This is a genomic window from Collimonas sp. GW821-FHT07E08 (genome assembly GCF_059418905.1).
Genome location: NZ_JBWKQR010000008.1, coordinates 41050 through 54931, shown reverse-complemented (window position 1 = coordinate 54931; position 13882 = coordinate 41050). Strand labels below are relative to the sequence as shown.

Sequence of the window (13882 nt, the reverse complement as noted above, 5' to 3'; positions counted from 1 at the left end):
TTAGTGACGGAAGTGGCGGGTGCCGGTGAGCAGCATGACGACGCCATGTTCGTCGGCGGCGTCGATCACTTCCTGGTCGCGCATCGAACCGCCCGGCTGCACCACGCAGGTGGCGCCGGCGTCAACCACGACATCGAGGCCGTCGCGGAACGGGAAAAACGCATCCGAGGCCACCGCCGAACCAACCAGCGACAAACCGGCATTCTGCGCCTTGATCGAAGCGATGCGGGCGGAATCGACCCGGCTCATCTGGCCGGCGCCGACGCCCAAGGTCATGCCATTGCCGCAAAACACGATGGCGTTCGATTTGACGAACTTGGCGACGCGCCAGGCAAACATCAGGTCCTGCAGCTGTTGCTGGGTCGGCTGCTTCTTGCTTACTACCCTGAGTTCGCTCAGGGCGACGTTGCGCGCATCCGGCGATTGCACCAGCAGGCCGCCGCCGACCCGTTTGAAATCATGCAGGTTGATAGCGTGCGCTAGCGGGATTTCCAGCAAGCGTACATTCTGCTTGGCGGCAAAAACCTGCTTCGCCTGTTCCGTGAAGGACGGCGCGATGATGACTTCGACGAACTGCTTGGCGACGGCTTCGGCGGCATTGCCGTCGAGCTCCTGGTTGAAGGCGATGATGCCGCCAAAGGCTGAAGTCGGATCGGTTTGCAGCGCCTTGCTGTACGCTTCCAGCGGATTGTTGCCGATGGCGACGCCGCAGGGATTGGCGTGCTTGATGATGACGCAGGCGGTTTCGTTGAAAGTCTTGACGCATTCCCACGCCGCATCGGCGTCGGCGATATTATTGTAGGACAGCTCTTTACCCTGCAACTGCTTGTAGTTGGCCAGCGCGCCTTCAACATGGCGGGTATCGCGGTAAAACGCCGCCGACTGGTGCGGGTTTTCGCCGTAACGCATTTCCTGCACCTTTTCGAAATGCAGGTTCAGCGTCGCCGGATAGGCGCTGCGGGTAGTGTGCTGCTTGTCTTCGCCCAGCGAAGTGAAATAGTTGGTGATGGCGCCGTCGTACTGGGCGGTATGGGCAAACACCTTCTTCGCCAGCGCAAATTTGGTGCCGTAGCCGACTTCGCCGTCGTGCGCCTTGAGCTCGGCCAGCACGCCGGCGTAATCGCTGGGATCGCACAGCACGATCACATCCTTATGGTTCTTGGCCGATGAACGCAGCATGGCAGGACCGCCGATATCGATATTCTCGATCGCGTCTTCCAGCGAGCACTGCTCCTTGGCGATGGTCTGCTGGAACGGGTAGAGATTGACCACCACCATGTCGATCACCGGGATCTGGTGCTGCGCCAGGGCCGCGACATGCTCGGGGAAATCACGGCGGGCCAGGATGCCGCCATGCACTTTCGGATGCAGGGTCTTGACGCGGCCGTCGAGCATTTCCGGGAAACCGGTGTAATCCGCCACTTCGGTCACCTTGATGCCGTTATCGGCCAGCAGCTTGGCGGTGCCGCCCGTCGACAGAATGTTCACACCCAGCGCCGACAGCTCTTTTGCGAAATCAAGTATCCCGGTTTTGTCGGATACGGAAATGAGGGCTTGTTTAATCATGATGAAAACTCTGGAAGGGAAGGGGAAACGGATAAATACAGCCTGGGTGCCTGTCTCGGCGAGAACTGCGGCCTGCTGTGGGTTCTGGCTTGGCGCCGCGGATCCTTGGAACTGCCTGTTACAAAAGACCGTGCTGCTGCAATTTCTTGCGCAGGGTGTTGCGATTGATGCCCAGCATTTCGGCTGCATGCGACTGGTTACCTTCGGCGCGCGCGATCACGGCTTCCAGCACCGGTTTTTCAACCGTGGAAATCACCATGTCATACACGTTCGACGGCGGCTGCTCGCCCAGGTCCTTGAAATATTTTTCAAGGCTTTGCTTCACCACGTCTTGGATACTTTCTTTGCTCATTCTTTTTTACTATTCTTTTTTTCAGGATTTCGGCATTCCATCAGCGTTCCGTCGACGGCGTCATGCCCGCCTTGCTGGGGAAATCCTGGTCCTGTTTCTTGTTGATCTGATTCAGGCCGCCAGCATCTGCTCGGCCACCCCGTATTGTAACCGCTCCCCAAACGCAAACTGCGATTCGAAGAAGCTATTTACTGCGGCCAGCTGCTGGCCGCAATCTTCCAGCAGGTTCATGCGTTGCCGGAATGCCTCCCCGCCAGGCAAATCGCGCACATACCAGCCAATATGCTTGCGGGCGGTACGCACCCCCAAGTAGTCGCCATAAAATCCATAATGCGCACGCAGATGTTCATCCATCAGCTGTTGCACTTCCGTCACCAGCGGCGCCGGCAAATATTCCCCGGTGCGCAGATAGTGCTCGATCTCGCGGAAAATCCATGGCCGGCCCTGCGCCGCGCGCCCCACCATGATGGCGTCGGCCTTGGTGTACTCCAGCACTTGCCGTGCTTTTTCGGGCGTCGTGATGTCGCCGTTGGCCACTACCGGGATCGTGACCGCTGCCTTGACTGCGGCAATGGTCTGGTATTCGGCGTCGCCGCTATAACCGTCGGCGCGCGTACGGCCGTGCAAGGTCAGCATGGCGATGCCGCTGGCTTGCGCCAGCCGCGCGATACGCAAGGCGTTCTTGTTGAGACGGTCCCAGCCGGTGCGAAACTTCAACGTGACCGGGACGTCGACCGCGTCCACCACCGCTTCCAGTATCCTTGCCACCAGTTGCTCATCCTGCAATAAAGCCGAACCGCACCAGCTGTTGCACACTTTCTTGACCGGGCATCCCATGTTGATGTCGATGATTTGCGCACCGTGGTCGACATTGTATTTTGCGCATTCCGCCAGCATCAGCGGATCGGCGCCGGCGATCTGCACCGCCCGCGGCTCCATCTCGCCGTCGTGGTTGATGCGGCGCGAAGTCTTCTCGGTCTGCCACAGGCGCGGATTGGAGGCGGCCATTTCCGACACCGCATAGCCGGCGCCCAGCTCTTTGCAGAGCTGCCGGAACGGTCTGTCCGTGACGCCCGCCATGGGCGCCACAAAGACGTTGTTACGAAGGAAATAAGGGCCAATATTCACGGCGGCGTCGCTGACTCGGGATGAAATCGCAAGGGAAAGGCGTCATTTTATCCCGATTGCCGAAGCAAGCGGGGTTTTGCACAATCAAAGTTCGTCTTCGGCGGAGCTGCGCAGGTGCTGGGTGGCGTAATGGATCAGTTCATCCAGGCCGCGGCCGTCGGCGCCGTAAGTGGCCACTCCTATCGACAGCGCGAGCCGGATCGACCAGTTTTCGATGTTCACCGGATGGTGCTTGAAATGGCCGAGAAAAGTCTCGGCGAGGTTGTCGGCATCGACGGTGTCGGTTGCCGGCAACACATACAGGAATTCGGTGGCGTTCCAGCGGCCGCCGCTGTCGGTCTTGCGCAGCTGGCAGCCGGTATCCTTGGCGAATGCCGCCAGGATATTGTCGGCCACTGCCCAGCCGTACAGGTCGTTGATCTTGTGGAAATCGTCCAGCTGGCAATACAGGATGGACAGCGGCGACTCATCGATAGCGGTGGCGGCTACCGCTTCCTCATAGACATGCACGATGCGGCGCCGTGTCAGCAGGCCGGTCAGCGAATCAAGCTGCACCTGGCGCGTGAGCAGGTGCGACAAATTGGATTGCTTCCAGATCACTTCGCACACATGGCCGAAAGCCTGGAACGAAGCAAACCCGGTTTCTGAAAAATAATCCTCGCTATCGGCATAAAACACCATCATGCCGTGCATGCGGGCTTTTTCCGAACGCAGCGGTATGGCCAGCGCCGCCTTGGCGGAGCAGTGCTCAGGGTGCGCTTGCCAGGGTGTAAAGAGCGCATGGAAGTCGCTGTCGTGGCCGGCCTCCCAATCGGCGACCTGGGCAAACGGCGCCACGTAGTCAAAACAATCCTTGGCCAGCTGCCAATGATCCGACTCGCCCCGCGCCGGGCCGACAATCGCCGCCGGCTTGATGGTCGCCTCCGAATCGTCCTGGCAGAATCCCACCCACACCAGCCGGATATGCGGACTGGCAGGCAGGATCATCTGGCACAGGCGCTTCACGCTTTCACGGCCGCTATAGGCTTGCGGCAGGGTTTGCAGCAGCTGGTGCAATACGCCGACCAGCGCCAGCTGCTCATCGTTCAGCGCCGGCGCAGCGGGCGCGCTCTGTTTCCCCGCGGCCGCTTCGACCAACGGTTCAGGCTCTGCGGCACGCTGAGTCCAGGAGGGAAAGAGATTAAGTTTCATGCTGGCAGTCCCGCTGTTGTTTTAATTCTTGTCAGCAAGATTAGCACAAGCACACTGCTTTTATCGCAACTGTTTTTGCAAGAGCTTATACAGATTTATAGCGATTTTCGGGACTTGCCGCCGAAGCCCAACATAAGCGGCAAAACACTGGCTGCATTGGCGCGGCAAGCCGGGCTCATTGATCGATTTCGTCCAGCGACAAGGCGTCCAGGTGCGCCACGTCGCCCCAGCCGTCCACCCGCAATGGCTGCGGCCATTCGGGGTTCCAGCTCAGGCGGTTGATGCTGGCGTTGAATATATCGCAACTGCGCGCCTGCTCCAGCGGCAGCTGATGGGCAAGGCGGTATATGCAGTCGAGTACGCCGCCATGCGTCACTATCGCGATCTGGCGCAGATCGCCCGCCGCCAGCAATGCCGGCAGGACCGCCGCCACCCGTGCGTAGAATTCGCGCATGGTTTCCGCCACGTGCTGGCCGGCCGGATAACGGACATCGATATCGCGCGCCATCAACGCCGCGTAGGCATCAGGAAAGCGTTCGGCTGCTTCCGGGTAACGCAAGCCTTCCAGCGCGCCGTAGCAACGCTCACGCAGTCCGCTTTCGAGGCGCAGGGCCGTGCCGCGCGCCTCGGCCAAGGGCGCCGCGGTTTGTTGCGCGCGCAGCAGGTCGCTGCAAAAAATGGCGTCCAGGGCCAGGCCATCCAGGCTGCGCGCCAACGCCAGCGCCTGGCGCCGGCCGGCCGGATTGAGCGGGATATCCAGGTGGCCCTGCAGGCGGCGCTCCAGGTTCCAGTCGGTTTCGCCGTGGCGTATCAGCAGGATTTCAGTGGTTGGCATGGGCTTTCTGCAGGGGTGCTGCTTACAAGGCGGGATTCAGGGTGTACAGGCCGACGATGAATGTCTCGGCCAGGATGTGTCCGTGCATGGCGGCCAGCGCCTGCTGCCCGGTGAATTTGCCCTCTACGGGCAGGCGCGCGATGTCCAGCGCGTACAGGGTAAAGACATAACGGTGCACGGTCTCGTCGTTCCATGGCGGGCATGGGCCGTCGTAGCCGAAATAATCGCCGCCCATCGCCGTATCGTCGGCAAACCAGCCGGTGTAGTCGTTCAGGCCGTGGCGCGCGCCAGGGATCGGGCTGCCATAGATTTCCGGGCCGGGCTTGCCGCGCGAGATGACGCGGTCGCTGAAGGTTCCGGCTTCTATCGAAGTCGCATGCGGCGGCAGGTCGACCAGCACCCAGTGGAAAAAATCGACGCGCGGCAGGTCGGCCGGCACGATCTTGCCGTCCTGGTTGACGTCGTCGCCGCGCGACGGCACATCGGGATCGTGGCAGATAAGCACCAGCGATTTCGTGCCGGCCGGCGGTTCGTCCCAGCCCAGGTGCGGGTTATGGTTGGCGGACAGCGTGACATGGGTCTCGGGATGCACTACCGCGAAAGCAAATTCGCCGGGGATATATGCACCGTCGTTGAAAGAATGGCTCCAGAGGTTCACGGTAAGCTCCTGTCGTAAAGTTGTCAGGCTACAGCAAAAACGGTTTACGCTTTGGCGGCCGGCGGTTTTACCTGCAGCCAGAAAGTCACCGGGCCGTCATTGGTCAAAGACACTTTCATGTCGGCGCCAAAACGGCCGGTCGCGACCTGCTTGTGCCGGCTTGCCGCCTCGCGGACGAAATAATCGAACAGGCGGCGGCCGTCTTCCGGCGCCGCCGCCGGCGTGAACGAGGGCCGGGTTCCCGACTGGGTGTCCGCCGCCAGCGTGAATTGCGGCACCAGCAGCAAGCCGCCGCCGATGTCGCTCAGGCTGCGGTTCATCTTGCCGGCGTCGTCGGCGAACACGCGATACGCCAGCAGCTTGGCCAGCAGCGCATCGGCTTCCTTTTCGCGGTCGCCGCGCTCGGCGCACAGCAGGACCATCAGGCCGCCCTCGATAGCGCCGACCGTGGCGCCGTCCACCACCACGCTGGCGTGGCTGACCCGTTGCAGCAGGCCGATCATGCCGTCAGGTTGACCCGGGCGAACTTGCGCTTGCCGACCTGTATCACGAAGGTGGCTGCCTCGACTTTCAAACCCTTGTCGCTGACCACGGCGCCATCGATCCGCACGCCGCCCTGCTCCACCATGCGCAGCGCTTCCGAGGTCGACGGACAGAGATTGGCCTGTTTCAGCAACTGGCCGATACCCAGCGGCGCACCGCTCAGGGTCAGCTCGGGAATGTCGTCCGGGATGCCGCCCTTGGCGCGGTTATTGAAATCGCTCAAGGCGTCTTCCGCCGCCTGCTGGTCATGGAAGCGCGCCACGATTTCCTGCGCCAGCGCCACCTTGATGTCGCGCGGATTCTGGCCGCCTTCGACCTGCGCCTTGTAGCCGGCGATCTGCGCCAGCGACTTGAACGACAGCAGCTCGTAATAACGCCACATCATGACGTCGGAAATGCTCATCACCTTGGCGAACATGGTGTTGGCCGGCTCCGTGATGCCGATGTAGTTGCCCTTGGACTTGGACATCTTCTCGACGCCGTCCAGCCCTTCCAGCAAAGGCATGGTCAGGATGCATTGCGGCTCCTGGCCGTAATCCTTCTGCAGCTCGCGGCCGACCAGCAGGTTGAATTTCTGGTCGGTGCCGCCCAGTTCCAGGTCGGACTCCAGCGCCACCGAATCGTAGCCCTGCATCAGCGGGTACAGCAGCTCGTGCACCGAAATCGGCGTACCGGCCTTGAAACGCTTGGTGAAGTCTTCGCGTTCCAGGATCCGCGCCACCGTGTATTTGGCGGACAGCTGGATCATGCCGCGCGCGCCGAGCTTGTCCGACCATTCCGAGTTGTAGCGGATTTCGGTACGGGCCGGGTCCAGCACCAGGCTGGCCTGGGCAAAATAGGTCTTGGCGTTTTCCTCGATCTGCTCACGGGTCAGCGGCGGCCGCGTCGCATTGCGTCCGGACGGATCGCCGATCATCGAGGTAAAGTCGCCGATCAGGAAAATCACGTTGTGGCCGAGGTCCTGCAGCTGCCGCATCTTGTTCAGCACCACCGTGTGGCCAAGGTGCAGGTCAGGCGCGGTCGGGTCCAGGCCCAGCTTGATGCGCAGCGGCTTGCCGCTCTGTTCGGAACGCTGCAGCTTACGCGCAAAGTCGCTCTCGATCAGCAGTTCGTCGACGCCGCGCTTGGTGATCGCCAGCGCCTCCTGGGTCCGGTCCGACAGGACCAGGGGGGTGTTTTCAACAGCAGCGGCTGCCTTCGGTGATGCGTTGTGGGAATCGTGAGCCATATGGGAAATAAAAATCCAGCGAAAATGAAATCTGAAAAGCTGTGCCTCTGCCTGCACGGAACGGAGATTACGGATGTAAAGGGAAACGAATACAAAGGGTTACCATAAAATCGGACCAATCCTGCAGTCGCACAAGGTACCCTAGGGTATAATCCCTGATCCTTTTAACCCGCCGCAAGTCGTTCAATCAAACAAACAACAACACAAGAATCGGTAGCAAACGGCAAATTTTAACGTATTGCATGTCTCTCAAAGATAAAATCATCAACTTGCGGTCCAGTATCAAGCCGTTTTTCAAGCAGATACCCGCGTTGTTTACTGATTCCTCGCGTAAAACCCGTATCGTCTCCGCTTCTGCCGTGGTGCTGACCCTGATTGCGTTTGGCGCAGCCGGCGTTGCTCCGTTGCCAACGGATCCCGACGAAGTCTCGGTGCGGGCGATTTCCGCCGAACTGGAATTGCCCAGCCTCAGCGAGCAGATCGCAAAACTTGAAGCTCAGCAACAACTTTATGTTGCCGAAGACAAAATGCGCGCCGGCGACACCCTGGCAGCTTTGCTGACGCGGCTCGGCGTGGACGACGACGAAGCCAGCAATTTCATCAAGTCGGACAGCCGCGCGCGCGCCATGCTGCGCCTCAAGGCCGGCACCTCGGTGCAGGCGCAGACCAGCAACGACGGCGTGCTGCAGATGCTGCGCGCAACCCTCGTCGACGGCCGCGACGATAATACCCCCACCAACCTGCTGATCCAGCGCGACGGCGATAAATTCACCGTGACGGAAGAAACCGCCACGGTCGAGCGGCGCGTCGAAATGCATACCGGCGTGATCCGCTCCTCGCTGTTCGCCGCCACCGACGCCGCCGATATCCCCGACAGCGTAGCTTCGCAAATCGTCGCCATGTTCGGCACCAACATCAATTTCGCTTCCGACCTGAAGCGCGGCGACCACTTCAATGTCGCCTATGAAACATTTTGGCAAAACGGCCAATTCCTGCGCGCCGGCCGCATCCTGGCCGGCGAATTCGTGAATGGCGGCAAACCGTTCCAGGCAGTATGGTTTGACGAGCCCGGCGGCGGCCAGGGCGGCTACTACGGTTTCGACGGCAAATCGCTGAAAAAGGCTTTCCTGAAATCGCCCCTGACCTTTACCCGCATTTCTTCCGGCTTCTCGATGCGCGTGCACCCGATCCTGGGCAAATGGAAAAAGCACACCGGGGTCGACTTCGCCGCCGCCGCGGGTACGCCTATCCACGCCACTGCTGACGGCGTGATCGACTTTGCCGGCGTTGAAAGCGGCTATGGCAATGTGGTCATCATCAAGCACGATAGCAAATACTCAACGGTGTATGCGCACATGAGCCGCTTTGCGCCGACCTCGCGCAAAGGCGGCAAGGTCAGCCAGGGCGACGTCATCGGCTATGTCGGCATGACCGGCTGGGCTACCGGCCCGCACCTGCATTACGAGTTCCGCGTTGCCAACGAGCCGCGCGACCCGATGTCGGTGGTGGTGCCGACCGCCAGCCCGCTGGCCGGCGCCGAACTCGAACGTTTCAAGGCGGTCGCGGCCGATATCACCCATCGTTTTACGCTGTTGAGCGGCAGCGAAGCAGTGTCCTTGCCGGCCGCCAAACTGGCGTCGAAATAAGCCTCCGGCAAGCCTGGGCCTTGCTGACTTTGGAATTAATTTAGAACCGTTGCCGAGTCGCTAGTAAAATCAGCTGATCTCACAACGGTTTTATTATGTCATCTCCAACTATCCATAGCAGCCTGTTCATTGGCCTGATGTCCGGCACCAGCCTGGACGGCGTCGATGGCGTCATCGCAGCATTTCCCAGCGCCCCGGCCCAGCATCCGGTGGCCACGCTGGCATCGGCCTACATGCCGTTTTCAGCCTCGCTGCGCGCCGAACTGATGGCGCTGCAAACCGCCGGCCAGAATGAAATCGAACGCGAAGCGCTGGTCGCCAATACCTTGACTTCACACTATGCGGCTTGCGTCGAGCGCTTGCTGGCGGACGCCGGTTTGCGGCCCGACCAGATCCGCGCCATCGGCGTCCATGGCCAGACCATCAGGCATCGGCCTGAACTGGGCTTCACGCGCCAGGCCAACAACCCGGCCCTGCTGGCCGAACTGACCGGGATCGACGTCATCGCCGATTTCCGCAGCCGCGACATCGCCGCCGGCGGCCAGGGCGCACCGCTGGTGCCGGCGTTCCACCAGGCCGTCTTCGCCAATCCGGCGCAAACCCGGGTGGTGGTGAATATCGGCGGCATCGCCAACATCAGCGTGCTGCATCACCATGCGACGCCGGGCCAAAGCCGCGACGTCATCGGCTTCGATACCGGGCCAGGCAATGTCCTGATGGATTTATGGATCAAGCGCCATCACGGCAAGGACTACGATGAGAACGGTTTGTGGGCGGCCAGCGGGCAGCCGGCGCCGGCCTTGCTCGACGCCCTGCGCAAGGAAGACTATTTTGCCGCCGCGCCGCCCAAAAGCACCGGGCGCGACCTGTTCCATGAGGCCTGGCTGGCGCGCCACCTCGCCAGCTTGCCCCAGCTTGCCGCAGCTGACGTGCAGGCAACGCTGGCAGTGCTGACCGCCAGCACCATCGCCGATGCGATCGCACAGCATGCGCCGGCAGCGCAAACCGTGTATGTCTGCGGTGGCGGCGCCTACAACCCGTACCTGATGCAACAGCTGGCGCAAGCGCTGCAAAAGCGCCATCTGGCAGCAGCCGTGCAATCCACCGAGGCGCTCGGGATTGCTCCCAACCATGTCGAAGCGGTTGCTTTCGCCTGGCTGGCGCTGCGTTTCGACCAGCGCCTGCCTGGCAACCTGCCGCTGGTGACCGGAGCCCGCGATTTACGGATCCTGGGGGCGCTGTATCCTGCCTGACGGAGTCCTGCCGGAAGCGCAATCAACCATCCGCGCCATGCAATAAAAAAGGACGCCCGAGGATTTCTCCTCGGCGTCCTTTTTTCCAGGAGCCGCGTATCGGGACTGCGTGGTTATTTAATCAGGCTGAGAAAGAAGAACCGCAGCCGCAGGTAGTCGTCGCATTCGGATTCTTGATCACGAATTGCGCGCCTTCCAGGTCGTCCTTGTAGTCGATTTCAGCGCCGACCAGGTATTGATAGCTCATCGAATCGATCAACAGCTGTACACCGTTCTTGCTCATGGTGGTGTCGTCTTCGTTGACGATTTCATCAAAGGTGAATCCATACTGGAAACCGGAGCAACCGCCACCCTGCACGAAAACGCGCAATTTGAGGTCTGGATTGCCTTCTTCTTCGATCAGTTGCGCAACCTTGGCGGCAGCGCTATCGGTAAACACGATCGGAGATGCGACTACATCTTGAATTTCAGCGACAGCATTCATTTTTGGCTCCTGCGGGGTACATACAATACTGCATTATAGGCGCTTGCCCGGATTCATGCAGGCAATGCCCAAATCTAGGCAGATTGCGACATGGCAAGCTTCAGCACCGGCTCGGCCACATTCTGTTCATGGGTCAGTTTGCCGCTTACCAGGGCGCCGCTATGCATTTCCAGCGCCTTGTAATTGACATCACCGGTTATGCGGGCTTTCGGCTGCAATTCAAGCAGTTCGGCGGAGTAGACATTGCCGCAGATCTCGCCGTTGACCACCAGATGGGCAACCCGCACGTCGCCTTCCACCTTGGCGCTCTCGGAAATCACCAGGACGCTGGTTTCGCCAGCCTCGGCCACGACATTGCCCTTCACATTGCCGTCGATGCGCAGACCGCCCTTGAAACGGACATCGCCCTCAATGCTGGTCGACGAACCAATCAAGCTATCGATAGTGCTCTTTGCTTTACGGTTGAACATGATGTTTCCTTTTTACAAATTAGAAGTTTGCTGCGCCCGTATCTGGCCCTTTTCCATGACCTTCGCCTGAATCGCCTTGACCACGGCGCCTTCCGGCAAAGTCAGTTCAGCCTCGACGCGCTGGTAGTACTTGAAATCCAGCTGGGAGGCGGTCTTTTCTGCCGCCGTGGCGCTGGCGCCGGGGAAAATCAGCACCGTGCTTTTGCCTGCCACTGTCGCGGTCACCAATAGTTGCACATTTCCAACAAAATTGGCACCCTTCCCGCCCTGCATGATCAGCATCCGGTAACGCAATTGCGTCGGCGTCAACAGCTCTGCGGTCAGGCGCTGGATCGTGATGCCCTGGCTGCCGGTTGCATTCGGCAACAGGCCCTCGAAAAACGCCAGGTCTTCTTTCAGCTTCGCATTCTGGGTTTCCAGCACCTTGATCTGCTGGCCCAGTTGCTCTTGCGCCGCCTTCTCGATATTGAGCCGGCTTTCGGCCGCATTGACGGTGCTCGAGAAACGGTCGCGCTCCGCCGTCAAGGCGTTCACTTTTTCATTCAGTTCCGCCAGCTGCTGTTTGCTGACCATCGGACTATGCCCGGTAAAATCGCGCCCGAGGTCATATATCCACATTGCAACCGCGCCGCCGAAACCCAGCACCAGCACCAGGAAAAGCGCTTTCAGCGGCCACGGGTAATGGCTCTTCACCGTCATTTTCGGCGCCGAAATCGACATGCGCCGAACCCACAATTTATACTTCATCGCTGCCGGCCCTGTCGCTCAAGGACGGATACGAACGAAACACTGGGATCATGGCATGACCGGCACATGCAGCAGCCCGGTGGTCTCTTCAAGGCCGAACATCAGGTTCATGCATTGCACGGCCTGGCCGGCCGAGCCCTTGACCAGGTTGTCCTGCACTACCAGCACCACCACGGTGTCGCCGTTGTCCGGGCGGTGCAAGGCGATCCGCAACATGTTCGACGCGCGGGTGGAGCGGGTTTCGGGATGCGAGCCGAACGGCATCATGTCGACAAACGGCTCATCCTTGTACGCATCTTCAAACAGCGCCTGCAAGGCCGCATTGTCGATATCCTTGGTCAGGCGCGCGTAGATGGTGGAATGCATGCCGCGGATCATCGGCACCAGGTGCGGCGTAAACAACAGGCCGACTTTCTGATCGGTCAGCTTGCCGAGCTGCTCCAGCGTTTCCGGCGAATGCCGGTGGCCGGATACGCCGTAGGCCTTGAAATTGTCGCTGGCTTCCGAGAACAGCAAGCCGATTTCAGCCTTGCGGCCGGCGCCGGATACGCCCGACTTGCAATCGGCGATCAGGTGCGAAGCATCAACCGCGCCGGCCTTCAGCAACGGCGCCAGGCCGAGCTGCATGGTGGTCGGATAACAGCCGGGATTGCCGATGATGCGCGCTTCCTTGATGGCGGCGCGGTTCAGCTCCGGCAAGCCGTACACGGCTTCCTTCAGCAGCTCGGGGCAGCTGTGCGGCATCTTGTACCATTTCTCGAACACCGCGGTGTCCTGCAGGCGGAAATCGGCAGCCAGGTCGATCACCTTGACGCCGGCGGCCAGCAGCTCAGGCGTCTGCGCCATGGCGACGCCGTGCGGGGTGGCGAAAAACACCACGTCGCACTCGGTCAGCTTGGCTTTTTCCGGAGCAGAAAACGCCAGCGCAACGCGGCCGCGCAAGGACGGGTACATGTCGGCGATCGGCATGCCGTCTTCCTTGCGCGAAGTCACCGCCTGCAATTGCGCATGCGGATGGCTTGCCAGCAAACGCAGCAGCTCGACTCCGGTGTAACCCGTACCACCCACAATCCCGACTTTGATCATTTTTTTTCCTTGCATGGAGCTGTACATCTTTCCCATCCGGTTTTTCAAACCCGATATGGAAACCGTACGATGTTGGACCCGGTGCCTTGGGTAAATTGCCGCCAAGAGCTGGCTATTTTATCAGCCAATGAATCGTTGAGGAGGCTTAACATTGAAATCGGAAATTCCTTGCAGGCACAGGCGCTGCAGTGCTTTTCCCAATGTTACCTTTTGATAAAGAGCGCAACAAACGACCCGGAAAATGGCAAAAAGCCGCCAGGCGCAAACCTGGCGGCTTTTCGATATTCTGAAAGCGTAGATTAGCGCTTGGAGAATTGTTTTGCGCGACGTGCCTTGCGCAGACCGACCTTCTTACGTTCAACTTCACGTGCATCACGTGTAACGAAGCCGGCTTTGGACAGCTCCGATTTCAAAGTTGCATCGTAGTCGATCAGTGCACGAGTGATGCCGTGGCGAACTGCGCCAGCCTGGCCGGATTCACCGCCGCCGCTGACATTGACCTTGATGTCGAAAGTTTCGACATGGTTGGTCAGTTCCAGTGGCTGGCGAATCACCATCAGGCCGGTTTCGCGCGAAAAGTATTCATTCGCTGGCTTGCCGTTGACGACGATCTGGCCGGAGCCGGACTTGATGAAGACGCGAGCCACTGCACTCTTGCGACGGCCGGTTCCGTAATTGTAGTTACCGATCATGTC

Annotated in this window: 15 protein-coding genes; 2 read left to right on the top strand and 13 right to left on the bottom strand. The window is 60.1% G+C overall.

Features of this window, described 5'->3' with window-relative positions:
- The 8 genes from purH to tyrS form a co-directional block, all read right to left on the bottom strand.
- A complete protein-coding gene (gene purH / locus AC07RZ_RS11865) occupies positions 1–1566 on the bottom strand; it encodes a bifunctional phosphoribosylaminoimidazolecarboxamide formyltransferase/IMP cyclohydrolase (protein ID WP_494668056.1) in 1566 nt (521 codons plus the stop codon).
- Between the two features lie 118 nt (positions 1567–1684).
- The gene (locus tag AC07RZ_RS11860) at positions 1685–1918 is read right to left on the bottom strand and encodes a Fis family transcriptional regulator (protein WP_014007929.1); all 234 of its coding nucleotides are present in this window, start codon (positions 1916–1918) and stop codon (positions 1685–1687) included.
- Positions 1919–2029: 111 nt separating this feature from the next.
- Complete coding sequence (dusB, locus tag AC07RZ_RS11855) at positions 2030–3046, bottom strand: tRNA dihydrouridine synthase DusB (protein WP_494668055.1); 1017 nt, start codon at positions 3044–3046, stop codon at positions 2030–2032.
- Positions 3047–3130: 84 nt separating this feature from the next.
- Complete coding sequence (locus AC07RZ_RS11850; protein ID WP_494668054.1) at positions 3131–4237, bottom strand: GGDEF domain-containing protein; 1107 nt, start codon at positions 4235–4237, stop codon at positions 3131–3133.
- Between the two features lie 175 nt (positions 4238–4412).
- Entirely contained in the window at positions 4413–5072 is a 660-nt protein-coding gene (locus AC07RZ_RS11845; RefSeq protein WP_494668053.1) for a histidine phosphatase family protein, read from the bottom strand.
- 22 nt (positions 5073–5094) lie between these two features.
- Positions 5095–5730: a YbhB/YbcL family Raf kinase inhibitor-like protein gene (locus AC07RZ_RS11840; protein ID WP_494668052.1), complete on the bottom strand. Its 636-nt coding sequence runs from the start codon at positions 5728–5730 to the stop codon at positions 5095–5097.
- 44 nt (positions 5731–5774) lie between these two features.
- Positions 5775–6233 carry a D-aminoacyl-tRNA deacylase gene (gene dtd / locus AC07RZ_RS11835; RefSeq protein ID WP_494668051.1) on the bottom strand — a complete coding sequence of 153 codons (459 nt, stop codon included), beginning with the start codon at positions 6231–6233 and terminating at the stop codon, positions 5775–5777.
- Positions 6230–7501: a tyrosine--tRNA ligase gene (tyrS, locus tag AC07RZ_RS11830; protein ID WP_494668050.1), complete on the bottom strand. Its 1272-nt coding sequence runs from the start codon at positions 7499–7501 to the stop codon at positions 6230–6232. The genes dtd and tyrS overlap by 4 nt, the downstream gene beginning before the upstream one ends.
- 242 nt (positions 7502–7743) lie before the next feature.
- Between tyrS and AC07RZ_RS11825 the strand changes: the two genes are divergently transcribed.
- Both AC07RZ_RS11825 and AC07RZ_RS11820 read left to right on the top strand, forming a co-directional pair.
- Complete coding sequence (locus tag AC07RZ_RS11825) at positions 7744–9147, top strand: peptidoglycan DD-metalloendopeptidase family protein (RefSeq protein ID WP_494668049.1); 1404 nt, start codon at positions 7744–7746, stop codon at positions 9145–9147.
- Between the two features lie 95 nt (positions 9148–9242).
- Complete coding sequence (locus AC07RZ_RS11820; protein ID WP_494668048.1) at positions 9243–10400, top strand: anhydro-N-acetylmuramic acid kinase; 1158 nt, start codon at positions 9243–9245, stop codon at positions 10398–10400.
- Between the two features lie 121 nt (positions 10401–10521).
- Here AC07RZ_RS11820 and erpA read toward each other — a convergent pair whose 3' ends face one another.
- From erpA to rpsI, 5 genes are all read right to left on the bottom strand, one after another.
- On the bottom strand, positions 10522–10884 hold the full coding sequence (erpA, locus tag AC07RZ_RS11815) for an iron-sulfur cluster insertion protein ErpA (RefSeq protein WP_014007938.1): 363 nt from the start codon (positions 10882–10884) through the stop codon (positions 10522–10524).
- Between the two features lie 74 nt (positions 10885–10958).
- On the bottom strand, positions 10959–11354 hold the full coding sequence (locus tag AC07RZ_RS11810) for a bactofilin family protein (RefSeq protein WP_092397105.1): 396 nt from the start codon (positions 11352–11354) through the stop codon (positions 10959–10961).
- 12 nt (positions 11355–11366) lie between these two features.
- Positions 11367–12074 (bottom strand): DUF6776 family protein, encoded by a 708-nt coding sequence (locus AC07RZ_RS11805; protein ID WP_494668047.1) that lies wholly within the window; start codon positions 12072–12074, stop codon positions 11367–11369.
- 75 nt (positions 12075–12149) lie between these two features.
- Positions 12150–13187 (bottom strand): N-acetyl-gamma-glutamyl-phosphate reductase, encoded by a 1038-nt coding sequence (argC, locus tag AC07RZ_RS11800; protein ID WP_494668046.1) that lies wholly within the window; start codon positions 13185–13187, stop codon positions 12150–12152.
- A gap of 299 nt (positions 13188–13486) precedes the next feature.
- Positions 13487–13879, bottom strand: coding sequence for a 30S ribosomal protein S9 (rpsI, locus tag AC07RZ_RS11795; RefSeq protein ID WP_061534642.1), 393 nt, complete (start codon positions 13877–13879; stop codon positions 13487–13489).
- Positions 13880–13882: the final 3 nt, after the last annotated feature.